This window comes from Neorhizobium sp. NCHU2750, assembly GCF_003597675.1.
Classification (GTDB): Bacteria; Pseudomonadota; Alphaproteobacteria; order Rhizobiales; family Rhizobiaceae; genus Neorhizobium.
This window is the reverse complement of the sequence record NZ_CP030830.1, coordinates 246,049-272,420: the sequence shown is the minus strand read 5'-3', so window position 1 is coordinate 272,420 and position 26,372 is coordinate 246,049. Positions and strand designations below refer to the sequence as shown.

Annotated in this window: 27 protein-coding genes and 1 pseudogene; 10 read left to right on the top strand and 18 right to left on the bottom strand. The window is 58.8% G+C overall.

Annotation, left to right across the window (positions count from 1 at the left end; all coding sequences use genetic code 11):
• Positions 1-12: 12 nt before the first annotated feature.
• The 6 genes and pseudogenes from NCHU2750_RS27485 to NCHU2750_RS27460 all read right to left on the bottom strand — a co-directional run.
• Positions 13-804, bottom strand: a complete 792-nt coding sequence (locus NCHU2750_RS27485) for an ABC transporter permease (protein ID WP_119944982.1) — start codon at positions 802-804, stop codon at positions 13-15.
• Entirely contained in the window at positions 801-1,649 is an 849-nt protein-coding gene (locus NCHU2750_RS27480; RefSeq protein WP_119944981.1) for an ABC transporter permease, read from the bottom strand. The genes NCHU2750_RS27485 and NCHU2750_RS27480 overlap by 4 nt, the downstream gene beginning before the upstream one ends.
• Positions 1,646-2,773: an ABC transporter ATP-binding protein gene (locus tag NCHU2750_RS27475; protein WP_119944980.1), complete on the bottom strand. Its 1,128-nt coding sequence runs from the start codon at positions 2,771-2,773 to the stop codon at positions 1,646-1,648. The genes NCHU2750_RS27480 and NCHU2750_RS27475 overlap by 4 nt, the downstream gene beginning before the upstream one ends.
• A 10-nt stretch (positions 2,774-2,783) precedes the next feature.
• Positions 2,784-3,878 carry an ABC transporter substrate-binding protein gene (locus tag NCHU2750_RS27470; RefSeq protein ID WP_119944979.1) on the bottom strand — a complete coding sequence of 365 codons (1,095 nt, stop codon included), beginning with the start codon at positions 3,876-3,878 and terminating at the stop codon, positions 2,784-2,786.
• Positions 3,879-3,918: 40 nt separating this feature from the next.
• Positions 3,919-4,833: a MurR/RpiR family transcriptional regulator gene (locus tag NCHU2750_RS27465; RefSeq protein WP_119944978.1), complete on the bottom strand. Its 915-nt coding sequence runs from the start codon at positions 4,831-4,833 to the stop codon at positions 3,919-3,921.
• Positions 4,834-4,991: 158 nt separating this feature from the next.
• Positions 4,992-5,351 (bottom strand): annotated as a pseudogene (locus NCHU2750_RS27460) (transposase); the annotation flags it as partial.
• 151 nt (positions 5,352-5,502) lie between these two features.
• On the opposite strand from NCHU2750_RS27460, the gene NCHU2750_RS27455 reads away from it, so the two are divergent.
• Positions 5,503-5,703, top strand: coding sequence for a type II toxin-antitoxin system VapB family antitoxin (locus tag NCHU2750_RS27455; protein WP_119944977.1), 201 nt, complete (start codon positions 5,503-5,505; stop codon positions 5,701-5,703).
• A complete protein-coding gene (locus tag NCHU2750_RS27450) occupies positions 5,700-6,083 on the top strand; it encodes a type II toxin-antitoxin system VapC family toxin (protein ID WP_119944976.1) in 384 nt (127 codons plus the stop codon). Before NCHU2750_RS27455 ends, NCHU2750_RS27450 begins: the two co-directional genes overlap by 4 nt.
• 122 nt (positions 6,084-6,205) lie before the next feature.
• On the opposite strand, the gene NCHU2750_RS27445 is transcribed toward NCHU2750_RS27450, so the two are convergent.
• The 3 genes from NCHU2750_RS27445 to NCHU2750_RS27435 form a co-directional block, all read right to left on the bottom strand.
• On the bottom strand, positions 6,206-7,036 hold the full coding sequence (locus NCHU2750_RS27445) for a nitrilase family protein (protein ID WP_349509044.1): 831 nt from the start codon (positions 7,034-7,036) through the stop codon (positions 6,206-6,208).
• A 65-nt stretch (positions 7,037-7,101) separates the two neighbouring features.
• Positions 7,102-7,872, bottom strand: a complete 771-nt coding sequence (locus NCHU2750_RS27440) for a glutamine amidotransferase (protein ID WP_119945083.1) — start codon at positions 7,870-7,872, stop codon at positions 7,102-7,104.
• 83 nt (positions 7,873-7,955) lie between these two features.
• Positions 7,956-8,561, bottom strand: a complete 606-nt coding sequence (locus NCHU2750_RS27435; protein WP_119944975.1) for a cupin domain-containing protein — start codon at positions 8,559-8,561, stop codon at positions 7,956-7,958.
• Positions 8,562-8,736: 175 nt separating this feature from the next.
• Here NCHU2750_RS27435 and NCHU2750_RS27430 point away from each other — a divergent pair, with 175 nt between their 5' ends.
• The 5 genes from NCHU2750_RS27430 to NCHU2750_RS27410 are packed head-to-tail and all read left to right on the top strand — an operon-like array spanning position 8,737 to position 13,369.
• On the top strand, positions 8,737-10,041 hold the full coding sequence (locus NCHU2750_RS27430; protein ID WP_119944974.1) for a hydantoinase/carbamoylase family amidase: 1,305 nt from the start codon (positions 8,737-8,739) through the stop codon (positions 10,039-10,041).
• A complete protein-coding gene (locus NCHU2750_RS27425) occupies positions 10,038-11,027 on the top strand; it encodes an ABC transporter substrate-binding protein (protein ID WP_119944973.1) in 990 nt (329 codons plus the stop codon). The genes NCHU2750_RS27430 and NCHU2750_RS27425 overlap by 4 nt, the downstream gene beginning before the upstream one ends.
• Before the next feature lie 4 nt (positions 11,028-11,031).
• Positions 11,032-11,748, top strand: coding sequence for a M24 family metallopeptidase (locus NCHU2750_RS27420; RefSeq protein ID WP_119944972.1), 717 nt, complete (start codon positions 11,032-11,034; stop codon positions 11,746-11,748).
• Positions 11,749-11,772: 24 nt separating this feature from the next.
• Positions 11,773-12,567: an ABC transporter ATP-binding protein gene (locus tag NCHU2750_RS27415; RefSeq protein WP_119944971.1), complete on the top strand. Its 795-nt coding sequence runs from the start codon at positions 11,773-11,775 to the stop codon at positions 12,565-12,567.
• Between the two features lies 1 nt (position 12,568).
• Positions 12,569-13,369, top strand: a complete 801-nt coding sequence (locus NCHU2750_RS27410; protein ID WP_119944970.1) for an ABC transporter permease — start codon at positions 12,569-12,571, stop codon at positions 13,367-13,369.
• Positions 13,370-13,513: 144 nt separating this feature from the next.
• On the opposite strand, the gene NCHU2750_RS27405 is transcribed toward NCHU2750_RS27410, so the two are convergent.
• From NCHU2750_RS27405 to NCHU2750_RS27375, 7 genes are read right to left on the bottom strand one after another with little or no spacing between them, the layout of a single operon-like run.
• Positions 13,514-15,052 (bottom strand): hydantoinase/oxoprolinase N-terminal domain-containing protein, encoded by a 1,539-nt coding sequence (locus NCHU2750_RS27405; protein WP_119944969.1) that lies wholly within the window; start codon positions 15,050-15,052, stop codon positions 13,514-13,516.
• Positions 15,049-16,131 (bottom strand): S-methyl thiohydantoin desulfurase family protein, encoded by a 1,083-nt coding sequence (locus tag NCHU2750_RS27400; protein ID WP_119944968.1) that lies wholly within the window; start codon positions 16,129-16,131, stop codon positions 15,049-15,051. The genes NCHU2750_RS27405 and NCHU2750_RS27400 overlap by 4 nt, the downstream gene beginning before the upstream one ends.
• 27 nt (positions 16,132-16,158) lie before the next feature.
• Entirely contained in the window at positions 16,159-17,250 is a 1,092-nt protein-coding gene (locus NCHU2750_RS27395; RefSeq protein WP_119944967.1) for an ABC transporter ATP-binding protein, read from the bottom strand.
• On the bottom strand, positions 17,247-18,074 hold the full coding sequence (locus tag NCHU2750_RS27390; protein ID WP_162939830.1) for an ABC transporter permease: 828 nt from the start codon (positions 18,072-18,074) through the stop codon (positions 17,247-17,249). The genes NCHU2750_RS27395 and NCHU2750_RS27390 overlap by 4 nt, the downstream gene beginning before the upstream one ends.
• Positions 18,071-18,982, bottom strand: coding sequence for an ABC transporter permease (locus NCHU2750_RS27385; protein WP_162939829.1), 912 nt, complete (start codon positions 18,980-18,982; stop codon positions 18,071-18,073). Before NCHU2750_RS27385 ends, NCHU2750_RS27390 begins: the two co-directional genes overlap by 4 nt.
• On the bottom strand, positions 18,982-19,713 hold the full coding sequence (locus NCHU2750_RS27380; protein ID WP_162939828.1) for an aspartate/glutamate racemase family protein: 732 nt from the start codon (positions 19,711-19,713) through the stop codon (positions 18,982-18,984). Before NCHU2750_RS27380 ends, NCHU2750_RS27385 begins: the two co-directional genes overlap by 1 nt.
• Positions 19,714-19,744: 31 nt before the next feature.
• Entirely contained in the window at positions 19,745-20,878 is a 1,134-nt protein-coding gene (locus NCHU2750_RS27375; protein ID WP_162939827.1) for an ABC transporter substrate-binding protein, read from the bottom strand.
• Positions 20,879-21,066: 188 nt separating this feature from the next.
• Here NCHU2750_RS27375 and NCHU2750_RS30990 point away from each other — a divergent pair, with 188 nt between their 5' ends.
• The 3 genes from NCHU2750_RS30990 (at position 21,067) to NCHU2750_RS27360 (ending at position 24,785) form a co-directional block, all read left to right on the top strand.
• A complete protein-coding gene (locus NCHU2750_RS30990; protein ID WP_245480525.1) occupies positions 21,067-22,098 on the top strand; it encodes a response regulator transcription factor in 1,032 nt (343 codons plus the stop codon).
• Between the two features lie 113 nt (positions 22,099-22,211).
• Positions 22,212-23,525 carry an amidase gene (locus NCHU2750_RS27365; protein WP_162939826.1) on the top strand — a complete coding sequence of 438 codons (1,314 nt, stop codon included), beginning with the start codon at positions 22,212-22,214 and terminating at the stop codon, positions 23,523-23,525.
• A gap of 133 nt (positions 23,526-23,658) precedes the next feature.
• Positions 23,659-24,785, top strand: a protein-coding gene (locus tag NCHU2750_RS27360) for an IS3 family transposase (protein WP_119944961.1) whose coding sequence is annotated in 2 segments (ribosomal slippage) — positions 23,659-23,896 and positions 23,896-24,785 — 1,128 coding nt in all. Because the reading frame shifts where the segments join, the coding sequence is not laid out codon by codon here.
• Positions 24,786-24,811: 26 nt separating this feature from the next.
• Here the strand turns inward: NCHU2750_RS27360 and tnpA are convergent.
• Together tnpA and NCHU2750_RS27350 are read right to left on the bottom strand one after the other, a co-directional pair.
• The gene (gene tnpA / locus NCHU2750_RS27355) at positions 24,812-25,162 is read right to left on the bottom strand and encodes an IS66-like element accessory protein TnpA (RefSeq protein ID WP_119944960.1); all 351 of its coding nucleotides are present in this window, start codon (positions 25,160-25,162) and stop codon (positions 24,812-24,814) included.
• A gap of 194 nt (positions 25,163-25,356) precedes the next feature.
• Positions 25,357-26,307, bottom strand: coding sequence for a HEPN domain-containing protein (locus tag NCHU2750_RS27350; protein ID WP_119944959.1), 951 nt, complete (start codon positions 26,305-26,307; stop codon positions 25,357-25,359).
• Positions 26,308-26,372 lie beyond the last annotated feature (65 nt).

Below are 26,372 nucleotides of genomic sequence, written 5' to 3'. Positions count from 1 at the left end.
AACCGGATGCTGTTAAGAGCGGCCCTTGCTGCGGGCGGCGAGGAAATTTGCGAGTAGAAGGCAGATGATCGACACGATGATCAGCATGACGCTGACGGCCGCGATCGACGGGTCGAGCTGGAAGAGGACCGAATTCCAGATCCGCACTGGCAGCGTCTGGCTCGACGTGCCAGCCATGAACATCGCGATCAGCAATTCATCGAATGACGACAGGAACGCGAAGATGAAGGCCGAGGCGATGCCCGGCGCGATGAGCGGGAGTGTCACCCGCCGGAATGCTGTGATCCTGTCGGCGCCAAGGCTGAGGGCCGCATTCTCGAGTCTGCCGTCGACACCCTGAAGGGTCGCCGAGAGAATGATCGTCGCAATCGGAATAGCCAGGACGGTATGGCCGATGACGATCGCAAGCGATGGCGGGACCTGCGGCATGTTGGCAAAGAAGAAGAACATCGCGATAGCCGATATGATGTTCGGCACAATCATCGGCAGCAGGATCAAGGCGTAGACGGCCTGTTTCATGGCAAAGCGGCCACGGACCAGGGCGATTGCGGAAAGAAGACTGAGAACGATCGAAAAGACCGTGGCGCCGAGCGCGATCTTGAGGCTCGTCCAGGCGGAATCGAGCCAATCGGCACTTCCGAGGATCACATTGAACCAACGTAATGATATGCCCTGCGGCGGGAAGCGCAGATAGTTGCCACTGTTGAGCGCGAGCGGCACGATGATCAGAATGGGAATAGCGAGAAACAGGAGCACGAAGAACGAGATGATACTCGTGCTGAGGCCGATGGTGCGTCCGTTCATAGCTTGGCCTCGAATAGCCGATTGAGCCCGACAAAACGTTCATAGATGATGAACAGCACGAGGGTGCAGATCAGAAGCAGGGTGGCAAGCGCGGATGCGAAACCCCAGTCGAAATAGGTTTCCACCTGGCTTTCCACAAGCATAGAAATCATGCTGTCCTGCTGGCTGCCCATCAGGGCCGGCGTGATGAAGAAACCCAGCGCGAGGATGAAGACCAGAAGGCATCCGGCGGCGACACCGGGAAGCGACAGCGGCGCGAATATGCGCCAGAAGGCTCGCGCCCTGCCTGCACCAAGGCTTTCGGCCGCCAGCAGCAGGCCGGTGTCGATACCGCGCATGACACTGTAGAGTGCCAGGATCATATAGGGCAGCATGATGTAGGTCATACCGATCGTCACCGCCGTGCGCGTATACATGATTGACAGCGGGGTGGTGATGATCCCGGCCCAGAGGAGGAACTGGTTGACGATGCCCTGCGAGCCGAGAATGACCATCCACGCATAGGTACGCACCAGAACGCTTGTGAAATATGGCACGATGACGATGATCATCAAGAGCCCCGAGAGGCGCGGCTTGACCTGCGAAAGGAGGTAGGCGAGCGGGTAGCCGAGGGCAAGCGATGCCACGGTGACTAGGCCGGCAATTTCGAATGTCGCCAGGAGCACCTGGAGATATGCCGGTTCTGCCAGCAGCCGCTGGTAGTGATGCAGGGTGAAGCCGGGATCGTAGATGCTGCGCGACAGCATCGCGCCGAGCGGGTAAAGGAAGAACACACACAGCACTGCGAGCGCCGGCAACAGCAGGAGCCAGATCCTCGATCTATCGGATGTGTTTACGCTGCTCATGCAGCCGCTCCCGCTGCGACGCACCAGAGCGGTTCAGAACCCCAGCCGATGGTCACGTCGCTGCCTGTCTCCGGAGCCGCGCCGCCGAAGGTCCCGGCACTCGATTGCGTCATGATCTCGGTACCGTCGGACAACGTGACGGAAATCTTGATCGTATGGCCAAGATAGAGGACGTCGCTGACACGCCCCTTGAGGCCGGCGCCCGGCACGCCGGATTCCCGCCCGCCAGACCCCTGGCCGCCGAAAACTATCCGCTCCGGCCGCAGAACCGCAAGTACCGCCTCGCCGGCCTTGAGGTCCGGCCGGCCGTTACAGGGAATAGCGCTGCCATCAGCAAGGCGCAATGCTGCACCATTGCCGCTGGTTTCTATGATACCCTTGAGGAAGTTGGATTGGCCGATGAAGCTCGCAACGAAACGGCTATCGGGCCGCTCGTAGATCGTCTTGGGATCGGCTATTTGGGCAATCCTTCCATCCTGCATGACGGCAATCTTGTCCGACATGGTCAGCGCTTCTTCCTGATCGTGGGTGACTAAGACGATCGTCGCACCAAGAGAGGCGTGAAGGCGCTTGATCTCGATCTGCATGTGCTCGCGCAGGTTCTTGTCGAGTGCGCCGAGCGGCTCGTCCATCAACAGCGCCTGCGGTTCAAAGATGATGGCCCGGGCCAGTGCGACGCGTTGCTGCTGGCCGCCCGACAGTTGACGCGGATAGCGGTCGGCCATCTTGCCGAGATGGACCATGTCGAGCGTCCCGCCTACGAGACGCGCAATATCGGCCTTGGATCTCCCCCGCATTTCCAGCGGAAATGCGAGGTTCTGGGCCACTGTCATATGAGGAAAAAGCGAGTAGTTCTGGAAAACGACCCCGAGATTCCGCTTACCCGGCGGCAGGCCGGTAACGTCCTTGCGGCCGATACGGATCTGTCCGGAATTCGGGAACGTGAACCCCGCCAGCATCATCAACGTCGTCGTCTTGCCCGAACCGCTTGCTCCCAGAAGGGTGACGAAACGGCCGGGCTGGACGTGCAAATCAAGATCCTTCACTGCGGCAGACTGGCCGTAAAGCTTGGTCACGCCGGAGAGTTGGAGTTCTGAGCCTGTTTCCATTACCAGTTCACTCATGATCGCTCGATTACTTGCTCAGTATCCACGACTGCCAGCGGGAGCCGACGGTCGTCAAATTGTCGGTCCACCATTCGGGGCTCTGCTCGAAGGTGTTGGCAAAGAACTCGGGATTGCTCGGAAGCTTGGCCAGATCCTCTTTGCGCACATGGGCGAATGCCTTGGTATTGGTCGGACCATAGGCGATGAACTGCGTCAGCTTGCCTTGCACCTCAGGCTGGAGAGCGAAATCGATGAAAAGCTGGGCATTTTCGGAATTGGCCGCGCCCTTGACAACGCCCCAATACTGAACCTGCTGCTTGGCTTCCGTCCAGTCAATGGCGATGGGGGCGCCGCCGTCGATCAGCGCCTGGGCGCGGCCGTTCCAGATGCCACCGAGGACGGCTTCCTTGAGTTCAAGCATCTGCGCGGACACAGCACCGGTATCCCACCACTTGACGATGCTGGGCTTGATCTTGTCGAGCGAGGCGAAGGCACGGTCAATGTCGAGCGGATAGAGAGCATCCTTGGCGACGCCCTCGGCAAGCAGCGCGAATTCCAGTTCTGCAGCACCCGACTTCTGGTCTGCTAGCGTGCGCGCGCCCGGAAACTTCTGCACGTCCCAGAATTCCTTCCAGCCGCGCGGATGGGTTCCCGTCGCGAACGCTTCAGTATTATAGGCAAGCACCGTCGCGAAGAAGAGGTTGCCGACCATGTTGGGGCGACGAACCGTCGATTGGATGTCGTCCGGCTTGGTGAATTTCATCTTGTCATAGGCAATCGGCTGAAGCGCGCCGATGCGGTCAAGCGACATCAGGGCGACATCGACGAGGTCAACGACATCGATGCGCACCTGGCGAGCCTCAACCATAGCGCGAACCTGCGCGGCAGTCGCCGGAAGGACGGCAACCTTGATGCCCGTCTCCGCGGTGAAGGGCTCGTACACCGCCTTGGTCATCGCGTCCTGATAGGCGCCGCCCAGGCCACGCACCACGACCTGTCCGGCTTCTGCGCGCACGTAGGGTGCATAGAGCCCCGCGGCGCCGGTGCCGAGCACGGCGGCAGACTTCAGAAAGCTGCGCCGGCTTGATGCCATGCTGAATAGTTCATCGGATTTCTTGTTCATTCTTGTTCCCCTTGTCGGATCGGTGAAAATTGCCTGGGTATCAGCCCGACACGTCTGCGTCGGTGTCGCCGGCAGAGACGTTGAGCGATCGGTTCGACGGCAGACCCCGGTTCCACAGGCCGAGCTTTGCCAGCATCTCGTCGGCCTGCCGCAGTCGCTCCGTGCTCTGCGAATCCTTGGCCATGCACATGGCGGTCAGGGCGTCCGCGATTGCGAAGGTTCCGGCCTGGCTCCACCAGATCGCCGACGTACTGCGGGCGGCGAACAACGAATGGTCCGCGACATGCGCGAGAGGCGAGGTCAGCTTGTCTGTAATGGCGACGACGGTTGCTCCCAATTGCTTAGCGACCGTGAGAATATCGACTGTAAACGGCAGATAGCGGACGTAACCGATGCCGATGACGACATCACCCGGGCCGATAGAACGAAAGCGCTCGGCGAGATCTCCCTGGTCGACATTGAGGATTTCCACCTTGTCCAGGCATTGGTTGAGGTGCATCGAGACATAGGCTGCCAATGGATAAGACGTGCCATGGCCGCTGACCAGAATTCTGCGGGCATCAACAAGGGCATCAACAACCTTTTCGAAGGCCTCGCCCGAATTCATCTCTCCGGTGCGCTCGACGAGCTCTGTGGAGATGGCTTGCACTTCCTCACGCACGCTGATGGTTGTCGAACCGCCAGCCTTCTGGGCCATCCCGCTCGACCCTTCGACGTCCAGCATCTCCCCTCGCAACGCCTCGCGCATCTCAAGAAAGCCCGCGAAGCCAACAGCCTTGGAGAAGCGGACTACGGCTGCATCGCTCTGCGCAACGGCAACGGCAAGCTGCTTGGCAGTCATGAATGCGACAGCATCCGACCGCTCCACAATGTATTGAGCGATGTTCTGCTGAGCTTTCGTAAGGCCCCCGAAATGAGACTTAATCCGATCTGCGGTCCGCAATGTTGCATCCATTACATTTTATAAATCATATGTAGCATACGCGACATTCACACAAAAGCAAGCGCCGTGCCATCGGCGGATTTAACGCTATTGCCGGGCGCTGGTACATCGATTGATGAAAGGTCGAACTTCCATCTTTGATGCCAGGAATATACGGTGACGGTCTTGGAGCGGACGGACTTCCGGCGTGCGTAGGCCAGCATGCGATTGAGGACAACGCAGCCGAGGGCGGCTTCCGTCCGCTGTGCCGCGAATGAGCTCGCCCACGGCTGCCGCCCGATGATCGATTTGTAACGTCCGATCGCGGTCTCGACCAGTAAGCGTTTGCCGTAGCCGGTGGCGACTTGCCACGTCATCCGGCCACCGGCATTGATCGCCGCAATATAATGGTCTCGCTGATGTGAGGGATAGCTGTCTGGCCGTCCCTCCACATTGGCGCGGGGCGGGATAACTACCGAAGCGTCGACGCTGTGCCTGGTGACGGCATCATAGGTCGGGTTGCCGTCATAGGCGTCGTCGGGGGTGAACTGCCGACGGTCTATCGATCGATGTTTAATCCCAAGCATTTGATTGGGAATCGAACCGGCGACCCGCGATAGACGTGATGGCAATGGTCGGCTCAAGAAGCGTAGATTATCGCACCAATTGGTGCTATGAGCTTTTCAACATCTGGAGCTACCTATGCGATCTACTATCAGTCTCGACGACAACCTCATGGAACGGGCCAAGTCCCTTACAGGCACAAAGGAAACGGCGGCTCTTGTGCGTCAAGCACTCGAGACTTTGGTACGAGTCGAATCCGGTAAACGGTTGATCGCCCTTGGCGGGACGATGCCCGAGGCCGAGGTAGCACCTCGCCGCCGGAGCGAAGTGAGCAAGTGATCCTTGTCGATAGCTCGATCTGGATTGATCATTTTCGACACGGCGACTCGGAGCTGACCAAAATCATCGGAGATGATCGGTTGCTTTGCCACCCTTTCGTTGTCGGCGAACTGGCCCTAGGCAGTCTGCGAGATCGGGATGCGGTATTAGCGTTTCTTGCAGCTCAGCGTGAGACAGTGGTCGCGACCCATGCAGAGGTAATGACCGTCATTGATCGTTATTCGATCTTTAGCATGGGGATCGGCTATACTGACGCACATCTGTTAACGTCAACCCTCCTCGATCGACGATCAAGCTTGTGGACGAGGGATAAACGCCTGGCGGCTGCGGCTCAGAAGGTTGGCGCGGCGCTTTATCCGTCCGCGAATATTCCTCACTAGATATTGAGCGTGGAGCTTTCGAGCGCTGATAGCTTGAGCTCTTGAAGGGATGTGAACCGAAGACACCCTTTCCAGGAAGATTTCTAGATCTGCAATCAGCTAGAGACCACACGAAGACCTTATCAATGCCAGCCAGGTGTGTGAGCACTCCCAAGCATTTCATCGTACACGTCGCGACGGCGATCTCTCAGAACCTGATTGAAATCGTTCCAGTTGCGTTTCCGCCGAGCATCCGCGAGGTTAATCTCGGCAATCAGGATTTCTTCCTTGTCGGCACTGGCCGGGCCGGCAACCGGCCAACCGGTCTGCGCCACGATCAAGCTTTGGCCGATAAATGGCTGTCCACGCTCGGTGCCTACACGATCTGCCGCGACGACAAAAAGGGAATTGCTGTGCGCAGCTCCCATGACGATGATGTTCGCCATGGCTTCGCGGTTCGGATCTTGTCCCGGAATCGGCACCCAATTGGTCGGGACGCACATGATCTCGGCACCTTGAAGAACTGCGAGCCGGAAGCTTTCCGGGAACCAGCAATCATAGCATATATGGCAGCCGATCCGGCCGAGGTGCGTATCAAAGACCGGGAAGCCGAGATCTCCGGGAGTGAAGTAAAGCGCCTCGTCACCCCACAAATGGACCTTGCGGTAGCGCCCGATCAATCCGTCCGGGCCGATGACGACGGCTGAGTTATAGAGCTTCACACCATCCTTCTCGGTAATCCCGGCGACGACATGAAGGTTCAGTCTCTTGGCCGCCTCTATCCAGGCGCGTGTCGTTGGGCCAGCGGGGATCTCTTCGGCGAGAGCCCTTGCTTCCTTGCGGCTCTGGAAGACGTATCCGGTGTTGCAGAGCTCGGGCAGGACAACGAGCTCCGCTCCCTTGGAGGCCGCCTCCTCCATCAAAGCGATGGTGCGGGCGACGTTCTTTTCTGTTTCACCGAAAACCGGCTCCATCTGGATACTGGCGACAGTTACGGCTGCTTCCTTAATACGCTTCGGCATGACGAACTCCGTTTTGCTCAGTCCCGGGCTGTCGCCCAATCGAGCATTTGTTCAAACAAGGGTTTGTAGCCTTCCCAGGAAATGAACTGGGACGGCAACCAATGTGGCCCGACATCTGACGTCCAGACGACCGAGCGCCCTTTTCCGAATTTTCCAGTCACGAGAAGCGGCAGGTCACGATATTCGTCGCCGACCGTAGCAAGGACTTCAGCTCCTGGCTTAAGCTCTACCTCGTTGAAGCCAAGCAGAACCGGCCAATCGGAACCAAGTCCTGCGAGTATGGGGTGTGTCTCATCAGCCGTCAGTGCCGGCGTGAAACCTTCGGGGACCTCGACCCGATCGTCGAATGCCAAACAGGAAACCGGAAGAACCTCTTCGACGGCCGTGTTGCGATATCGCGCACCACCATTGATGCCCTGAAAGCTGTAGTAGCCGCCGAACATCAGAAGCGCGCCGCCTTCGAGCACGTACTGCTTGAGGAGCTTGAGCCGGTTCGGCGTCGTCTTGGAATGTATCCAGGTATCCGGGTGAAGTAGGAGCGTATTAGCACCAATATCCGACAGGATGATCGCTTCGTAGTCGCGAAGCGCTTCAATCGACTGCGGAAAGTCCCTCTGGGCTTCGTGTGCAGGCATAAACTTAACGTCGTAGGGACCGCCCTTGAGTGCCGAAAGGAGCTCGTCGGCACCCGTGTGATAGGTCACGGTCGGAAACTGGTCGAAGCCTTTAATATGCGTTGCGGTCGAAACCCAGGACTCTCCAGCGAGGAGGATTTTTTTTCCGGTCATGTACATTTCCTGATCGATGATTGGCATTGCGGGCAAAATTCAATGCAAATTCATCATTGTCAAGTTACTTGAATAAAATTCACTCAGAACGTCGGAGGTGTGTTCACCCAAAATATACTGGCACGCTCTTCGCCGATATTGCGGTAGTGATGCGGCAGGTTTGAATCGAAGACGAATGTGTCGCCGACCGTAAGATTGAAGCTTTGCTCCCCAACGCTCAACTCCACCTGTCCGGCAAGAACATATCCCACCTCTTCACCATCGTGGCGAATGGCACCCGCACTCTCGCCCCCTTTCTCGATGTGATGGATATTGCATTGAAGCAGATGGCCCGGCGAGTAGGGGATAATGCGTTCAAGCGTTATCCCGTCGCCGCGCCGTAAAGGATCAAGAGCGATGAGAGGCCTCGTGCCCGCCCTGAAGATTATTCCCTCTTCTCCATGCGTTTCCTCGAACATCCAGCCGATATTCGTATCAAGAACCTCAACTAGACGATGGAGCATTGGCAGTGATGGAGAGGCTTTGCCATTTTCAATTTTGGAGAGGAGGCTCTCCGAGCAATGCGCAGCGTCGGCAAGAGCTTTCAGCGTTAACCCTCGCATCTGGCGCGCAAGCTTGAGGCGCGTACCGAGCTTACCGCTGGCGGCTTGGCCGCTTTCAGCGTCGGCTTCTATTTTGTTCGGTTTCATATCGTCCTCATGAGGGGCGCGCGCCCCGTCGGCAATTTACATGATGCCTACAATAAATCCTCCAAATCGTATTTCAATAGGATTGACATAAATTCAAGTCTCTTGAATTATAGTACATAAGACCTGAACGCGCGGGTGAAAACATCACCGCACGAGATACAAGAACGGAAACTCGATGACGAAAAGGCTCCGCATTGACGGCGAAAGGCTTGTGCGCCGTATCGCTGAGTTTGCGACGATCGGCGGCACTGCGGCCGGTGGCGTCAATCGTCAGGCCTTTTCGATGGAGGATCGCGAAGCTCGTGGCAAACTTGCCGATCTTGCACTCTCCAGAGGGCTGAAAGTCACACAAGATCAGGCGGCCAATTTGTTCATCGCCTTTCCTGGACGCGAGCATGAGAAACCGGTCTTGATTGGTAGTCACCTCGATAGCCAGCCGAGCGGTGGCCGTTTTGACGGTGCGCTCGGCTCACTTGCCGCTTTCGAGGTTATCGAAACGATCGCCGATGCCGGCCTTGACTATTCGCTGCCGATTGAACTTGTCATCTGGTCGAATGAAGAGGGAAGCCGCTACGCCCCCGGCACAATGGGGTCACGGGCTTTTGCAGACGGTAGCCTTCCGAAAGATATCGAGACACTCAAGGACGGCGAAGGCAAGCCACTGTCATCCGAGATAGCTGCGACGCTCGCCGCACTTCCGGAGGTTTCAGTGGTCGGGCTTGGCAAACCAATAGCAGCTTATCTTGAACTGCATATCGAGCAGGGCCCCATCCTGGAGGCGGAAAATGTAGAGATAGGCGCGGTGTCCAGCATACAGGGCACGCGCTGGTTCGATGTTCGCATTCAAGGAGAAACCGGGCACGCGGGGACGACGCCGCTCACTTCGCGGCGTGATGCTCTAGCGACGCTGATCCAGTCGTTGGCCGAGTTGCAGGCCACCATCATGCCCCGCGATGCCGATGCCCGATTCACTGTCGGGCGCATTGCGGTCGAGCCTGCATCCATCAACGCTATTCCCGCAGTAGCAACGGCGAATATCGATATTCGCCATCCATCGACAGAATACCTCGACACTATCGAGGAGTTGCTACAGTCCACATTGAACAAATATGCGCGGTCAAACGGTTGTACGGCTCATCTGGACCGGATTTTCGACATGCCGCCGGCGGAGTTCGATCCGGAGATTGTTTCCTGCATCGAGGAGGCGGCCATCGAACTCGGGTTCTCGGTGAAGCGAATGGTTTCCGGAGCGTTCCATGATGCTCTGTCGGTGCAACCTCTGGCCCCCTCGGCAATGATCTTTGTGCCATGCCGCAATGGCATCAGCCACAATGAGAAGGAATTCGTCGAGCCTGTGAACTGCGTGGCTGGAGCCGCCACGTTGCTTCAGTCGACACTGAATGCGATCACAAAGATCGCGCGCCTGCATGAAACCGAAGTGCAAACCGGCAACCAAAAAAAGATGGGAACAGCATTATGAATCTGACACGTCGCATGCTTCTCGCAGCCGCAGCTGCTATTTCATTCTCGATCAGCGCACCGCTTGGCGCTTCTGCACAGGAGCTCACCAAGCTCACGTTCGTGCAGGAATGGCCGACGCCGGATGGCTTCTGGATTCCGTGGATCATCGGCTCGAAGAAGGGATTCTACAAGGAAGAAGGCCTTGAGCTCGACATCGTCGTACCGCCAACTGTGGCCGATACGATGAAGTTTCTCGGGACCGGTCGCGCGCAGGTCGCCTTCACGACCGTCATGGACGTCATCTTCGCGCGTTCAGAAGAAGCACCAGTCACGGCCATCGGCCGGTATGGCACCGGCAACAACTGGGGCATCCTCAGCGCCGAAGGTAAGCCGCTGACGGTTGCCGAACTAAAAGGCAAACGGATTGGCATCTACAATGACGCCTGGACCAAGGCCCAGCTGAGCATGATGCTGGCCGATGCTAACCTCACGCTAAACGACATCGAAACTGTTGCTGCGACGGACGACACTGTCCCGCTTCTTCTTCAGAACCGGGTCGACGCGATCACCGGCATCACAAATGCCGAAGGCACAGCGATGAAGACATCAGGCAACCAGACGGCGTCCTTCCTGCCGGCAACCGCACACGGCGTACCGAATACCCCAATCTTCATGCTGGCAGGCAATGACACCTGGCTGAAGGAACACCCGGATCAGGCCAAGGCATTCCTGCGCGCGACAGCAAAGAGCATCGCCTATGCTGCGGAGCATCCGCAGGAATCAGTCGATGCGTTCAAGGAAAAATATGGCAAGGCCTATGACGAGGCCTTCATCACGCAGCAATGGACAGACACCGTTCCGCAATTCGGCAAGATCGGTGATGATCTCCTCGTCAACCAGGAGGCTGACTGGACCAAACTGCTCGAGGCCTTGAAGAAATTCGACGTCGTAAAGGCCCCGCAGGCGCCATCGACTTATTTCAGCAACGCCTATCTCGGGAAATGATCCGATGGCTGGGAATTCGCTTGAACGACGAGTGATGCCCGCCTGGCCATATCGGCCAGGTGCGGACGTATCGGAAGCTCCGCCGCCCGGACTCATCCATGCACAGGCGCTGGCGAAGGGTGCAATCGAAGCCGGCTTTGCAAAGATTGGTCCAGGTGTAACCGAGGAGGCCGTTGATCTTGCCGTCAGCGATTTTCTGCGGGCAAACGATGTCGAACATGTCTGGACGATCACCAATGTCGGCTTGGGAGAAAACACAAAAATCTGCTTTCCGACCAAACATCCCTCAAATCTGAAAGCCGCGGACCGGGATGTACTGATGCTTGATGTGCATCCCATCACGGCCGTTGGTTTCTGGGGCGACTGTACGCGCTGTAAGATCATTGGCGACTATCCCCAGGCGGACAAGGCTCTGGCAGATCTGGAGCGCATCCATCGTGAGACGCTTGCGTTCTGCCGTCCCGGCATGACGGCAAGTGAGCTTTTCGCGATCAGCCATGAGAAACTCGTTTCGGAAGGTTTCGTATTGCTCGATCAACTTGGCAATATCGGCCATTCATTGGCACCGGGTGCCGCTTATCTCCATCACTTCATTGATGCAGGCAATGACAGCCCGATGTGGGGTGCGTGGGCGATTGAACCTTTCGCCGCTCGCGACGACATCGCCGTCAAGGTTGAAGACCTTGTCTGGTTCGGCCGTCATGTCTGTACTGTCCTTTGACACGATGCCAAGGGTAACGTTTCCATGACTGAGGCTACCTCTAACAAGCTCGACCTGTTGGGCATATCGCAGCGTTTCGGTGACACGCTCGCGCTGGCTCCGACTGACCTTTCCATCAAAGAAGGCGAGTTTGTTTCCATCGTCGGCCCGTCCGGCTGCGGCAAGAGCACGATGTTCAACATCATCGCAGGCGTTCTCAGGCCAACCGCCGGAAAGGTTTCCATCGACGGACGAGACGTCACCGCGCGTGCAGGCGAAGTCGGTTACATGTTGCAGAAGGACTTGCTGCTTCCTTGGCGCACTGTGCTCGAAAACATCGTCCTCGGTGATCTGTTGAAAGGCAAGGCCGGTCAGGCTCAAAGGGAAGCAGGCGTTGCACTCGCAAAGCGTTATGGCCTCGGCGATTTCATAAATCATTTTCCGTCAGCTCTATCCGGCGGCATGAGACAGCGAGTGGCGCTGATGAGAACACTCGCCATGCATCGCGATGTTCTATTGCTAGATGAACCCTTCGGCGCGTTGGACTCCCAAACGCGCTTTTCGATGCAGCAATGGCTGCTTAGCGTTTGGGAACAGGAGAAGCGGACCATCGTGTTCGTTACACACGATATCGACGAGGCAATCTTCCTTGCCGATCGCGTGATCGTCATGTCACCGCGCCCCGGCCGCATCCGCGAAATAATCGACGTGCCGATCGATCGACCTCGACCGGTGGCCTGTTTGACCACCCCGTTATTCAGCCAGATCAAGGAACGCGTCATGCATCTCATTTATGACAAGGATGGCGAGGCACCGTGCATCCAGGCAACGGAGGCCTGACATGCCGAATTCCTCTCCCTTGCTGCGTGTTCTGTATCCAGTCCTCGCCCTTGCCTTGGTCGTGGCATTCTGGGCTTTCGCTGTCGATTTCTATGCAATCCCTCGTTACGTCATGCCGTCACCGCAAGCGGTTGCCATGCATATAGTTGAAGACTGGCAAACGCTCGTCGCCGGTTTCGCCATGACATTCATGGAGTTTCTGCTCGGCTTTATCATTGGTGCCGGCGCAGGCTTCATCTTTGCAATATTGATGGATTCATCGGGTCCGGTGCGTGGCATCCTCTATCCGGTTCTAATCGCAAGCCAGGCTGTCCCGATCATAGCTATTTCTGCCGCACTGACGATATGGCTCGGTTTCGGACTGGCACCAAAGCTTGTCATTGTAGCGCTGGTTGTCTTTTTTCCCGTTGTCGTGAACGTGCTCGACGGCCTGTCCTCGGTTGACAAGGACATCCTCAATCTCGTCAGATCCATGGGTGCCTCACGCCTTTCGATTTTCAGGCACGTGAAACTTCCGGCAACCTATACACCGCTGTTCTCCGCACTTAAGCTATCCGCAACGTTCTCGGTAACTGGCGCGGTTATCGCCGAGTGGACTGCATCCACAAGCGGGGGGATCGGCGCCTATCTGCTGCAGGCCAATTCCCGCCTCAATACCGCCGGTACGTTCTCCGCGATCGTCTTCCTCGCCGCGCTCGGGGTCGTCGCCTTCTTGCTTGTCGTATTCACGGAATGGCTGCTGACCCCATGGAAATCATCGTCTAAGGCAAGGCCCTGGTCGCGAGCTTATTGGAAGGGTTAGAGCATAGCCCGCGTTAAGCTCTTGATGTAACCAGAACTCTCGCACCACAATTTCTGAAGCTTTCCGAACTGCGACGGTCATTACCCTCCAACAGGTGTTCCACACCTGTCCTCGCTAAGGGGTGGGATCCAGCTCGCTAAGGCACTACAATGCGAGGTCAGCGATTACGCGCAATCGCACGCGCAAGGGATTGCCGGGTATGTAGGACATCGGGATGTCTTCGATATCGAGTAGTTCCAAACTAGATATATCCGCGCCCGCATCGATCGCACGCCGCTCGGCGATTTTCCGCGCCCTTTCAAGCGCCTCCTCGCGCCCAATGTCGTAGAAAACCTGGTCGCATTCGCCGCTGACCTGTGCCATCGCCGCGCCGACAGCATTGGCCACTCCGGCATGTTCAACCTTGATGACACGCGAGACGCCCGGCAATTCGTCGGGGACCAGCGAGGCTCCTCCGCCGACGACGATGACCGGCGCATCGGCAGCACTGGTCTTCATCCGATCGACGAGATCTGCAAGCCTCTGCCGGCTCCAAGCATCGACGTGATCAGCCAGTGTATTGGGCAGATCAGCGACAAGAGCGGCGTCGCCGAATTCCATCCGCCCTGCGCGAACTGCAAAATCGGTCAGGGTCAGCGTGTCGCCATTCTTGACCCTTGCCTTTTCCGAGATCAGGTATCCAACACTCTTCGGGCCGACGAGACCATTTTCCGCATCGACGATCGTGCCGCCGCCAAGCGCGATGGCGATGACATCAGGCATGCGGAAGAAAGTCGATACGCCGCCGATGTCGACCTTGGAATTCGCCTCACGCGGAAAGCCGGAGACGAGCATGCCTGCATCGGTGGTGGTTCCACCGACATCGAGAACGATGGCTTCATCGAGGCCCGAAAGCATCCGCGCGCCGCGCATGCTGTTGGTGGGACCGGAGGCAAAGCAGAGAACCGGGAAACGAGCAGCATGCGACGCCTGCATCACCGTACCGTCATTCTGGGTGAGATAGAGAGGGGCCGCGATGCCGCTCTTGCTGATTGCCGCCTCAAACGCCGAGACCGTCTCGCGCGCAAGCCCATGCAGCGCACTGTTGATGATCGTCGCGTTTTCCCGCTCGATCAGGCCGATACGTCCGAGCTGGCTGGAGAGGGTGATGCTGATATGCGGCACCATCTGCGTCAGGATAGCCGCAGCCTCTTCCTCGCAGGCGGAGGTCAGGGGCGAAAAGACCGCCGTGATCGCCGCCGCCTTGACGCCGCTGTCGCGTATCTCCGAGGCAATCGCCTGCATGTGTTCGCGATCGAAGGGCACGATCTCGCGTCCGTCGAATTCGTGGCCGCCACGCACGAGGAAGACAGGGCCCTCCACCTCGCGCCGAAGATCGTCCGGCCAGGCCTGCATCGGCAGGATGCTGTGGGCGGCCGGCAGGCCGATACGGATCACGGCCACCTTCGACAGGCCGCGGCGCTCGATCACCGCATTGGTGAAATGGGTCGTGCCGATCATGATCGCGCGGACACCGCCGGCCTCGAATGCCTGGTCGTCGCCGAGAATATGGGCCATCGCCGTGCTGATGCCGCTCATCACGTCGGATGTGGTCGCTGTCTTGATCGACCGCAGTATCCTGTCGCCATCAAGGAGCACCGCGTCCGTGTTGGTTCCGCCAACGTCTATGCCGATGCGCTTCATGCGGGCTGCTCCGTAAAGGGCGTGTAATCGAAATCGAAGCCGAAGGCGCGCGGGCCGACGACCGTAAGCCCCTCAGCGCTCGTCATGATCGGGTCGGCCGGCAAGGCGACGACGACGACGCGCTGCCCGTAACGCAGCACTTCCGTTCCGATCGCCTCGGCGCTCTCTTCGTCCAGCACGGTGATGAGGTCGGGTACGCAGGCCAGTAGCCGACCATCGAGCCGCGCGACCGAAAATTCGTTCTGGAAGTCGATCTCCAGCATCTGCCCCTCGAAACCGCCGCGGCCCGCGAGCACCGCCTTGCCACGCACGAAGCCATCGGTCGTGCGGCGGCTTACATCCTGAACCTTGCCGGTGAAGAGAAGCGCGCCCTCTTCCGCATCAAGAACCGCATCTACCGGGTCATGTCCCGAGTGTCGGGCTGCAAGAACCGCATTGCCGATTTTCAGCGCACGCCCGACCGAATTCAGGATTGCATGATCCTTAACCTCACGACCGGACCGCGGGGCAGCACAGGTGCCGGCAATCGAGCCGAGTTCGACCACGGCCTTTCTGCCGATTCGTTCGATGCGGGTGGCGTTTTCCGCCTCGGGTATCAGCACGGAATTGTTGCGGATATCGGCGATCGCAAAGGGTGCGACAGACAGGCCGCGGATTGCGAAACTCGCCATCTGCGCCTCCGGGAACGCTCGGCCCATCGTGTCGGCATCGACAACCGGCAGACCGAGTTCCATGCCGGCAAGCATGGCGAAGAACGCATTTTCGCCACCGATCTCGATCGACATGATCGCATCGAAGGGCTTGCCACAATGGGCTTCCATCAACCGCACGGCCTTGCATATGGCGACCGGTTCCGGCAGACGCTCCTTGGTGACGAGAGGCGCCCCCATGATGCAGACAACGGCAACGCGGGCGTCATCGGCAAGCTCCTGCGGATCGATCAGAGTTACCCGACGGCCGCGACGATATTCGGCCTGGGCGCACATGAGTTCCAGATCGGGGTGATTGCCGCCCCCGGTGCCAAGAACGCCGGCGCCAATAGCCAGCGCCTCCAATTCATCGAATTCGAATTCACGCATTCTTCTATCCGTTCGAAAAGCTCTGGATCAGCGAGAGACCAGCCAGGACAGCGAGCCGTCCCAGTGGAAGCTTACCCGTGACCCACGTTCTGGTGGTGGCTTGAGAGCCGGCTCATGGGCGGTGAAACTGGAGCCATCCGGAAGCTGGCCGACGATCTGCTGGACCGCGCCGGAGAACAGCACTTCCGAGACGACTGCCTCGACGGAGGCCGAACCGCTCTCTCCATCGGTGGTCGTTGCCGACGCTGCAACGGAGACCATTTCGGGACGGACCACGATCGAGACCTTATCCCTTGCCCTATAGTCTCCGATGACGGCCGGCCCTATGCCCGCAAAACGCTGCCCGTTGACCAGCAGGGCGCCGCCTTCGGTGACTTCGGCGTCCAGAAGGTTGGCACCGCCGACGAAATCCGCCACGAAACGCGTGGCCGGCCGGCGGTAGAGCGCTTCGGGAGCATCGAACTGTTCGATACGGCCGGCATTCATCACCGCGATCCGGTCGGAGAGTGTCAACGCCTCTTCCTGGTCATGGGTCACGGCAACGAAGGTCAGGCCCAGTTCGCGGTGGATCTTCTTCAGTTCGGTCTGCATCTGCTTGCGCAGCTTCAGGTCAAGTGCACCCAGCGGTTCGTCGAGCAGCAGTACCGAGGGGCGAACGACCAGCGCACGCCCTAGCGCCACACGCTGCGCCTGGCCGCCGGATATCTCGCTGACGCGCCGGTTACCGAAGCCCGACAGGTTGATGAGTTCCAGCATTTCGCCGACACGCCGTTCGATCTCGCGCTTGTCGACCTTGCGCATGCGAAGGCCGAAACCGATGTTTTCGGCGACCGTGCGGTGCGGAAAGAGCGCGTAGTCCTGAAAGACCATGGCCGTATCGCGCTTGTAGGGTGCAAGGCCCACCACCGACTTGCCGGCAATCCTCACGTCGCCGGTCGTCGGATCGGCAAAGCCGCTGATCATCCGCAAAAGCGTGGACTTGCCGCAGCCACTTGGGCCGAGAATGGTGACGAACTCGCCATCGCGAACGGTCATCGACACGCCGCGAATGGCGACCGCGTCTCCGTAGGTCTTGGTGATGTCGTCGATTTCGACGGCGTGGATCGGGCGGTCTGTCATGCGGATCGAACTTTACTGGTTAGGCGCGCCTGGCGAATGACCCATAGCTGCGACACGAGGCTGAGCGCCAATGTCACGATGATGATCAGCGACGAGAGCGCGTAGACCTTGGGAGAGATCACCTGGCGCAGCGAGGTCCAGATGCTGATCGGCAGTGTTTCGGTAAAGCCGGCGACGAACCAGGCCACGACGAATTCGCCGAAGGCATCGGTAAAGGCGAGCAGGAAGACCGAGATCAGTGCCGGGCGCATCAGCGGCAGGACGACCTCACGGAAGACAGTCAGCTCGTTGGCGCCGAGGTTCATGGCCGCCTCGATATAGCTGCGCCGAAAGCCGAGGAAACGCGAGTAGAGGATGAGCGTCGCATAGCTCGAGGTGATCGTAGTGTGGGCGAGGATGATCGCCGGTTCGCCGACCGTGGCGGGCGCCGCACGCATCAGGATCACGAGGCCGAGACCAAGCACGAGCTGCGGCAGAACGACAGGCCCGAGCACCATGCTCATGACCAGCGACTTGAAGCGGATCGGCAGCCAGGCGAGCACCATCGCCGCCGGCATGGCGAGCAGGGTGGACAGAATGGCCGAGATGATCGCCAGGCGCAGGCTGGTGATGAGCGAGCCAACGAGCTTCTGGTCCTTCAGCATCTCGCCGAACCAGCTCGTGGTCAGTTCGGTCAGAGGCATTCCCGGGATCGGCTTCGCATCGAAAGCGAAAAGCACGATGACGGCGATCGGCAGATAGAGGAAAAGATAGATCAGCGTGGAATAGAGACAGAGCAGCGTTTTCCTGCCCGTTTCACCGGCGCTGGCGAGATGCACGCTCATAGCTTTTCTCCACTCGCCTTGCGGAACCATTTCATTGAAAGGGCAAGGAGCACGAAGACGATCAGCAGCAGCACAATCGCAATCGCGGCACCGGCAGGCCAGTCAAGACGGCGCTGGAACTGATCCTGGATGATCTGCGACACCATAAGCTGCTTGCCGCCGCCAAGCAGTGCCGGCGTGACGAATTCGCCAAGCCCGAAGATGAAGCAGAAGACGGCACCGACGATCAGGCCAGGCAGCGACAGCGGAAGGGTCACTTCCCAGAAGGCGCGAAACGGACCGGCATTGAGATCCTTGGCCGCAGCGATCCAGTTGTCTTCGATCGCATCGATCGAGGCATAGAGCGGCAGGACGTAAAGCGGCAGATAGGCATAGATCAGCCCGATCGAGGTGGCGACCGGCGAATAGAGCAGGAAGCTCACCGGCGCGTCGACCAGCCCGATGGAAACCAGCGCCTTGTTGATGACGCCGTTCTCGCCAAGCAGCAGGCGCCAGGCCGCCACGCGCATGACGATGCTGATCCAGAAGGGCGCAATGACGGCGACGAGCAGCAGGCCCTTCAGCCGCCCGGCCTTCTTGGCGATGAAATAGGCGATAGGAAAGGCGAGCAGCGCGCAGGCGACGGTGACGAAGGCGGCCGTCTGGACCGAAAGGGCCAAGGCCCGCCACATCGCGCCATTGGTGAAGACTGCAATGTAATTGTCGAAGGTGAAGTCGGGCACCATGCGATAACTCTTGGTGCGCCAGAAGCTGATCACGAGAAGCAGCAGAACCGGAACGACAAAGAAGATGAATTGCCACAGGATCAGCGGCGCCAGGCCGGCTGCGGCGAACAACCTTCTCTTGCGCTCGCTACGCCCGACCTGGAGCGAAACGGGGCTCTTATCCGTGACCGACGCCGCAGACATCACGCGAACCTGTATTCGCTGCGGCTCGAGGCCGGCTTGGGATAGGCAAGCTTGGAATGGCTGAGGCCGGTCGCCACCATCGCTCTGGCGAAATGCAGAGCAACCTTGCCGGGATCGATGACCGGAACATAGATGCCGAACCGCTTCTTCAGCGCTTCCTCGATCGAGAGCGCCATGTCGAACCCCGTGCCAGTGCAACCCATGACGAAGCATTCGGCCCCGTCACGCTCGACGCTGTCGATACATTCGGCGATGATGTGATCGAGATGGCTCTCGTTGAGATCCATCACGCTCGCCTCGGCCGAACGCACGGAGGCAAGGCTGGAAGACAGACCGTAATGGCCGACGGTGCGGCGGATCAGGGAAAAGAAGGGTTTTTCGGTAATCACGACGGTGAAGCGCGTCGAGAGCATCGCCGCCATATGCAAGGCCGCCTCGCCCTCACCGACGATCGGAATGGAGACCAGTTCGCGTGCGCCGACGAGCCCCGGATCGGTGAAACATGCGATCGTGCAGGCATCGACGCCATCGGCTTCCGCCTCCAGCGCCAGTTTCATGACCTCGGGCGCCGCCAGCGTCGAATCGAAACCGCATTCGATCGAGGCAGTGCCACGCCGAAGCGGCACGGCCGAGATCGTCACGCCATCACCGGCGAAGGACCGGTATTCCTTCTCGGCCTTGCCAACGAGTTCGTCGCTGTCGAGCACCGGTACGATGACGCGAATATGCATTGTTTCGGTCCCTTTTGGCGTCTGCGCCGGATCAGCTGGTCTTGAAGGTCTGCCAGGCGTCGGCCCAGGCCATGTCATCCACCGGTGCCAGGCTCATCTTGCACTGGGAAACCCACTCTTCCATCATGTCGAGGCCGAGCGCCTTCACCTGTTCGGCGGTAAGGAGATCCTTCACCTTGGCATTGGTGACCGCGAACTTGTCGGCACCCCAGGCCATCTGCTTCATCGCCTTGGCGCTAGTCATGTAGTTCACATAGGCCAGAGCTGACGCAAGATTTTCCGTACCGCGGACGATCTGCAGCGTTTCCATCCACATGGCACCGCCCTGCTTGGGAATGGTCAGGTCGACATTGGCGCCGGCAAGGCGGGCGGTGGTGCGGACGTTGTCACTCGAAGAACCCCAGACCATCCAGGCCTCGCGGTTGGCAAGGTCGGCCTTGACCGTGCCCATGTCCGCCTGAAGCGCACGCATGTTGGGACGGAAGCCGATCATCTTGTCGAGGATCTTCTTGAGGTCGTCGCCGGTTGCTGTTTCCGGCGTCTTCATGCCGAGCCACTGGCCGGTCATCCAGAGATAGAGTTCAGGCCAGTCGATGATCTCGACACGGTTCTTCAGCGAAGCATCCCAGGCAAGCTCGGCATCGCTTGCGGCCGCGGCCGAAATCTTGTCCGGCCAGTAGACGAAGCCGTTCACGCCGAAGCGGGTCGGGATCGCATGGACTTTGCCGTCGAACATCGTTTCCGGCCGGTTGCGGAACATCGGAATGGTTTCCTCGAGCGAGGAAAGCTGCGCCGTATCAATCGGGAGGGTCAGCCCGGCCTCTGCGAATTTCGATGTCCAGACGGCATCGGGATTGATCACGTCGAATTTCACGGTGCCGGCCTGAACCAGGCTCAGCTGGGCGCCGTTGCTTTCGGCTTCCTTGACGTTCAGCTCGACGCCGGTCAGTTCGGTGAAGCCCTTCATCAGCTCCGGGTCGTCGTAGCCGGCCCAGGCCAGAACATTGAGCGGACCGGTCAGCTTCTGCTCATTGGCAAAGGCAGGCTTGGCGAAATCCACCTGCGAGGCGACGGCCGCGAACATGGCGGCATTGGCACCGTGTCGCAAAAGGTCCCGGCGCGACAGATTGAAAGGCTTTGCGGTCTTACTGGCATCATTCGACATTACGCGGTCCCCTGAGCTGACTGCCTTTTTTGAAGGCCTCTTTTTGATTAGAAAACTCGCAGGAACAATAGGGGATCGCGGCTTATCCGCGCTATAGTGACTGCAGTCATGGGCATTTTCACCTACCGCAATCGACGGCATGAAATTTGCATCCCTGAAGGCGAACGACAAAACTTGAGTATGGTGTGATGAGTGACGGTCTTCCCCTGGCGCAAGCGCCGAGTTTCCCGATCGGGATGGGAGGATTGCTCGCGCAGGCGCTGAGAAGCATGGGCACGTCGAGCTTCTATGAGAGCATCGTCGAAGTGGTCCGTCAGGTCATCCCCTGCGATTTCTGGATCATTGCCCGCTACGATGCGCGCAGCAAGCCGCTGATCCTCTCCGAAACCGGCATGAACGGCCATGCCAAGACCATCTATTCCGACCGGCTTTGGCGGCGCGACCCCCTGCCCGGTCACGCGACCGCAAGCCCAGCACGCGTCGTCAGCCTGCAGGAGCTTCGCAGCAACGGCGCGCTGGACACGGTCTACTCGCATTACCTGAAAAGCGCGCTTGGCATCGAGGATGAGCTGGCACTGCTTTTCCCGATCAGCGACGGCAGTTTCCTCGCGCTCTGCCTCGACAGGCAGGAACAGGTCTTTTCCGAAGCGGAACTGGCCTTCGCACGCGAGCTGCAGGCCGTGCTGGTGGAAATGCACCATCAGCATGTGCTGCGGGCGATCGACAGGCAGGTCTCGCTGTTTCTCTACAATAACGGCCTTGGCAAGCCGGAAATCCTGATCGTAGGCTCTGATCACACCGTGCTCTACAAGTCGGACACCTGGTCGAATGCAGCCCTGGAAGCTTTCGAGCGGGAACTGCGGCCCGAAGAACTGTCTTGCGGCCGCGTGGCCGAGACAAGCGGACGCAACGGCTGGTCGCTGGTGAGGCTACAGGAACAATCGAGTGATGCGATCCTCGCCGGCGCAGATGTCTATCTGTTGCGCAGGAACACGACTGCTCTCGGCGATCGTGTTTCCGAATTTTCGCGCCTGCACCAACTGACGGAACGTCAGCAACAGATCCTCGTCCTGTCTCTGCAGGGCCATCCGAACGCCTCGATCGCCGAAAGGCTGGGCATCTCGGTGGGCGGCGTGAAGAACCACAAGCTCCGGCTCTACGAGAAACTGGACATAACCAGCGAACGCGAACTGATGTCCGCCGTGTTTTCTCATTTCTGAAAAAGGAAGTCGGCCCCAGGAGCCCTTCCGTTGCATTGGTGACCGCGGCCATCATTGCAACGGAAGGCGCAACGTGTTCGCTTGGCCGCAGCCAACCGGAGATGCCCTGCCCCATGCCGATCGAGACATCCTTCCTTTCCGTCACCGAGCTTGCGGCAGGATATCGCTCCGGCGCCTTTTCGCCCGCTGATGTCTGTCGGCAGGCGCAGGAGAGACTTGCTCGCCTCGAACCCGAGCTGAACGCTTTCATCACACCGATGACTCAGGATGTCGTGGAACAGGCAGAGCGGGCCACAGAAGCTCTCAAGAAAGGCGAGGACCGCGGGCCGCTCCATGGCATTCCTGTGGCCATCAAGGACATTATCGATGTCGCCGGCATCGAGACGAGCTATGCGACCAAGGCGGTTCGGCCGAAAATGGCCCAAAACGATGCCGAATGCGTCCGCCGCCTTCGAGCGGCCGGGGCGATCATCTTCGGCAAGACCAACCTGCTCGAATTTGCAGCCGGCTTCGAGCATCGCGATTTCGGCCAGACGAACAATCCGTTTGACCCGGCACTCACTGCCGGGGGATCGAGCGGCGGGTCGGCGGCAGCCGTGGCCGCAGGCATTGTGCCGCTTGCAATCGGCACCGATACGGGCGGATCGGTCAGGGCGCCCGCCGCCTATTGCGGGATTGTCGGCTTCAAGCCCTCCTTCGACACTCTCCCGTTGAGTGGCGTGTTTCCGCTCTCGCGGTCTCTCGACCATCTCGGCGTTCTGGCACGCAGCGTCGATGACGCGGCACTGCTTTTCCATGCCTTGGCGGGATCGGCCCCTGAGGCATCAAACATCACCGGCCGCCTGCGGCTCGGGATAGTATCGAACCAATGGAACCATTCCGCGGTTCGCCCAGGCGTTAGCCATGTCATAGAGACCGCTCGGGCCAAGCTTTTGCAAGCCGGCGTGGAATTCGTCATGCTCGACCTTCCCGCGCCGGAAGAGATGGCACGGCATCTCCTGAATATCCTGATGCCGGAGGCAGCAATCATCCACAAAGGGACGATGTCCGAAAATCCGACTGGTTACGCGCCCGGCACCCGCGACCTGCTCTCTGCGGGAATGCAGATCCCGGCAATCACCTATATCCAGGCGACCCGCTACCAGGCCGCTTCGAAGATGCAATTGGCCGGGCATATGGCTGAGGTGGATGCACTCATCGCCCCCACCATTCCATTCGTAGCCCCTGCCAGCGACCCCGCGCTTTCCGCGGATGGCGACGACGAGATCATCGCGCTCTCGCACGCCAATCTGACCGGCGCACCGAGCATATCCATCGCTTGCGGCCAGTATGGCGGCCTGCCCGTTGGATTGCAACTCACCGGCTTGGTTGGATCCGACGAGAGACTCCTATTTGCCGCTGCGCTTGTTGAGCAAATTCTCCAATAGCGGACTGATCTTTGGTCGACTTAGAAATGAGAGTTCCACGTAAATGCTCTTGAGCGGATGTGAACCTACAACCTTGAATAGCCCCTAGATTTGTAGACGCCTTCTTTCCTAATTTTGAGGCAGGAAGAGCATCATGAGCAAATCGAATTTCAGCGAAGATTTTAAGCGCGACGCCGTGCGTCAGATCACGGAGCGAGGCTATCCGGTTGCGGAGGTTTCTCAGCGCCTCGGCGTCAGCCAGCATTCGCTCTACGAATGGAAGAAGAAGTTTGCCGCGTCGAACGCCAAGGGCAACGACGAGGCCGAGGAGATCAGGCGGCTGAAGAAGGAATTGGCTCGCGTCACCGAGGAGCGAGACATCCTGAAAAAAGCGGCCGCGTATTTCGCCAGGGATGCAAAGTGAAGTACGCGTTCATTGCTCTGCATCGCTTGCAGTTTTCGGTGCGGACGATGTGCCGTCTCCTGCGGGTTCACCCGAGTGGATTTTACACCTGGCTGAAGAACCCGCTGAGCAGGCGAGCCAACGAGGACAAGCGACAGACCGATCTACTCCTGAAGGCATGGGAAGAGAGCGGCAAGGTCTACGGTTATCGCAAGCTGCACGACGACCTTCTCGATCAGGGAGAGATGTGCTGCCCGAACCGGGTCGCGCGTCTGACGCGTCTCGCCGGGATCAAGGCGCAGATCGGCTACAAACGCCGCCCCGGCATCTATGGCGGCAGGCCTGCCGTCGCTATCGAGAACACGCTCGACCGGCAATTTGACGTAGCGGCTCCGGACAAGGCCTGGGTGACGGATATCACCTACATCCGAACCTGCGAGGGCTTCGCTTACCTTGCGGTTGTCATCGACCTCTATTCCCGCCGGGTCATCGGTTGGGCGATGCAGAGCCGACAGACCACGGACGTCGTATTACAGGCTCTGCTCATGGCGGTGTGGAGGCGAAAGCCGAAGGACAAGGTGCTGGTTCATTCGGATCAGGGTTCGCAGTTCACCAGCATGGACTGGGCATCGTTCCTCAAGCACCACAATCTGGTTCACTCGATGAGCCGACGTGGCAACTGCCATGACAATGCGGTGGCAGAGAGCTTCTTCAATCTTCTGAAGCGAGAGCGGATACGTCGCAGGGTCTACCGTTCACGCGATGAAGCTCGCCAGGATGTGTTCGACTACATCGAGATGTTCTACAACCCGAAACGCAAGCACGTCAGAAACGGAATGCTGTCGCCCGTCGAGTTTGAGAAGCAGCAGAAAATCTAACCCGAGGGTGTCTACGAAACTCGGGGCTATTCACTTATCGGCTTCTTTCTCGACGTACGCCTGGGTTCAGGCTCCTTCACCGCTGGCTTCGTTGGCACATCCAGGACTGCCGGCGCAAACATCGGAACGCTATCGAGATCGGGCACCGTTTCTGGTGGCTTGCGGGCGAGACGACGCCAGGTGAACAATTGCTGTGGGGTCAGTCCATGACGCCGCGCGACCGTGCATACCGTCACGCCTGGCACGTAACTTTCGGCAACGATCTGGGCCTTGCGCTCGTCGCTCCACTCGCGGCGTCGACCACTACCAGTGAAAACCTCGAACCGGCGCACCGGCTCTTCATCGCTGGATGTAAGCGTAAGCTGTGAAATCGACATATGTCCAAGCCCTCGTTTGGGCCTCAACATCGTCAATCACACACTGATCCGGAAGGTGCGGTCAAAACACCGCTTACCGTTCATGCCACGATCGAATTAGTTTACCGATCTCCGATGCATCATGGCAATCCACATACGCGACGACACGTCTGGCCGCATCAAGAACCAACTTCAGGAGAAATACGGCGATGTCGTTACTGCGTTAGTCGCTCACTGCAGACTTGCTCGACAAGCTGCTGCAGGATTTTGACACGTTCCATCAACCACTGGAGCTCTTCGACCGCGATTTCGAATTTCGGTGAATAGCGCGCCTCAACATAGGCGCGGGACAGGAGCTCGAAACGACGGCGGGCGATACGATTGTCGCGCGGCCAGGCAGCGATCAACCGGGCGTCGATGTCTTCCGCCTTCGACCGCAGTGTTTTGATTCTGTGCAGTTTCGGGCTGTAAAGCGTCATTGTGAGAAGGAGGCAATGATATAACTGCTCAGTAACTTGATGCAGCGTAAAAGCCGCATCATTCGTCCAACTGCTGTCGCGTTCGACCTTGCCGATTTGATCCTCGGCCGTCTCCAGGCTCCGCTGCGCTTTACCTACCCATTGAAGGAAATACCGGTGCGCCTCTACACCGACCTCGTCCGGAGTCAACGGCCTCGGTTCCACGAGCGGATGCCCGTCCGCTTCATACAGCACCTTGCCATCCCGTAAAATGTCGATGAAGAAGGGTCTGCCTCGAGCAAGGTGATCGTTGACGTCATGCAGGCTGTGGACGATTGCGTTGGTTGGCGTTTTGATATGGCCGGCGATTTGCAACTGGATAAGGCGATCGTCGAGGTCGAGCCAGAGATCTTCGCTTTCCGCAAAATTATGATCGTTGACGACGATCAGCAGATCGTAATCGGACCGGTAGCCGCTCAGCCGATCTTCCACCCAATCACCTCGGGCATAGCTGCCGAATAGGATGACCTTGAGGATTTTTCCGCGCTTTTTGTAGTCGGAGGTTTTGGTGGCTTGATAACGTTCCACCTCCTCGAAAATGACCTCTACGACGCGTGCGAGTTCGCGCCTTTTCGCGGCCGGGAGATGATCGAGATTTTCTGTCAAAGTCAAAGCAGCATCAAAGCCTTCGGCGCCAATCGCATCCATCCTAGCGGCTCGCTGTTAAGAAGGTCCTGCGAAATTTTATGAGTCTGTGTCGTTTTTCGCAACAT

Excerpts from the sequence above, each read along its gene's own strand:
- NCHU2750_RS27485 (WP_119944982.1), bottom strand. The coding sequence starts at position 804 with ATGAACGGACGCACCATCGGCCTCAGCACGAGTATCATCTCGTTCTTC.
- NCHU2750_RS27480 (WP_119944981.1), bottom strand. The coding sequence starts at position 1,649 with ATGAGCAGCGTAAACACATCCGATAGATCGAGGATCTGGCTCCTGCTG.
- NCHU2750_RS27475 (WP_119944980.1), bottom strand. The coding sequence starts at position 2,773 with ATGAGTGAACTGGTAATGGAAACAGGCTCAGAACTCCAACTCTCCGGC.
- NCHU2750_RS27470 (WP_119944979.1), bottom strand. The coding sequence starts at position 3,878 with ATGAACAAGAAATCCGATGAACTATTCAGCATGGCATCAAGCCGGCGC.
- NCHU2750_RS27465 (WP_119944978.1), bottom strand. The coding sequence starts at position 4,833 with ATGGATGCAACATTGCGGACCGCAGATCGGATTAAGTCTCATTTCGGG.
- NCHU2750_RS27455 (WP_119944977.1), top strand. The coding sequence starts at position 5,503 with ATGCGATCTACTATCAGTCTCGACGACAACCTCATGGAACGGGCCAAG.
- NCHU2750_RS27445 (WP_349509044.1), bottom strand. The coding sequence starts at position 7,036 with ATGGAGCCGGTTTTCGGTGAAACAGAAAAGAACGTCGCCCGCACCATC.
- NCHU2750_RS27440 (WP_119945083.1), bottom strand. The coding sequence starts at position 7,872 with ATGACCGGAAAAAAAATCCTCCTCGCTGGAGAGTCCTGGGTTTCGACC.
- NCHU2750_RS27435 (WP_119944975.1), bottom strand. The coding sequence starts at position 8,561 with ATGAAACCGAACAAAATAGAAGCCGACGCTGAAAGCGGCCAAGCCGCC.
- NCHU2750_RS27430 (WP_119944974.1), top strand. The coding sequence starts at position 8,737 with ATGACGAAAAGGCTCCGCATTGACGGCGAAAGGCTTGTGCGCCGTATC.
- NCHU2750_RS27425 (WP_119944973.1), top strand. The coding sequence starts at position 10,038 with ATGAATCTGACACGTCGCATGCTTCTCGCAGCCGCAGCTGCTATTTCA.
- NCHU2750_RS27420 (WP_119944972.1), top strand. The coding sequence starts at position 11,032 with ATGGCTGGGAATTCGCTTGAACGACGAGTGATGCCCGCCTGGCCATAT.
- NCHU2750_RS27415 (WP_119944971.1), top strand. The coding sequence starts at position 11,773 with ATGACTGAGGCTACCTCTAACAAGCTCGACCTGTTGGGCATATCGCAG.
- NCHU2750_RS27410 (WP_119944970.1), top strand. The coding sequence starts at position 12,569 with ATGCCGAATTCCTCTCCCTTGCTGCGTGTTCTGTATCCAGTCCTCGCC.
- NCHU2750_RS27405 (WP_119944969.1), bottom strand. The coding sequence starts at position 15,052 with ATGAAGCGCATCGGCATAGACGTTGGCGGAACCAACACGGACGCGGTG.
- NCHU2750_RS27400 (WP_119944968.1), bottom strand. The coding sequence starts at position 16,131 with ATGCGTGAATTCGAATTCGATGAATTGGAGGCGCTGGCTATTGGCGCC.
- NCHU2750_RS27395 (WP_119944967.1), bottom strand. The coding sequence starts at position 17,250 with ATGACAGACCGCCCGATCCACGCCGTCGAAATCGACGACATCACCAAG.
- NCHU2750_RS27390 (WP_162939830.1), bottom strand. The coding sequence starts at position 18,074 with ATGAGCGTGCATCTCGCCAGCGCCGGTGAAACGGGCAGGAAAACGCTG.
- NCHU2750_RS27385 (WP_162939829.1), bottom strand. The coding sequence starts at position 18,982 with ATGTCTGCGGCGTCGGTCACGGATAAGAGCCCCGTTTCGCTCCAGGTC.
- NCHU2750_RS27380 (WP_162939828.1), bottom strand. The coding sequence starts at position 19,713 with ATGCATATTCGCGTCATCGTACCGGTGCTCGACAGCGACGAACTCGTT.
- NCHU2750_RS27375 (WP_162939827.1), bottom strand. The coding sequence starts at position 20,878 with ATGTCGAATGATGCCAGTAAGACCGCAAAGCCTTTCAATCTGTCGCGC.
- NCHU2750_RS30990 (WP_245480525.1), top strand. The coding sequence starts at position 21,067 with ATGAGTGACGGTCTTCCCCTGGCGCAAGCGCCGAGTTTCCCGATCGGG.
- NCHU2750_RS27365 (WP_162939826.1), top strand. The coding sequence starts at position 22,212 with ATGCCGATCGAGACATCCTTCCTTTCCGTCACCGAGCTTGCGGCAGGA.
- tnpA (WP_119944960.1), bottom strand. The coding sequence starts at position 25,162 with ATGTCGATTTCACAGCTTACGCTTACATCCAGCGATGAAGAGCCGGTG.
- NCHU2750_RS27350 (WP_119944959.1), bottom strand. The coding sequence starts at position 26,307 with ATGGATGCGATTGGCGCCGAAGGCTTTGATGCTGCTTTGACTTTGACA.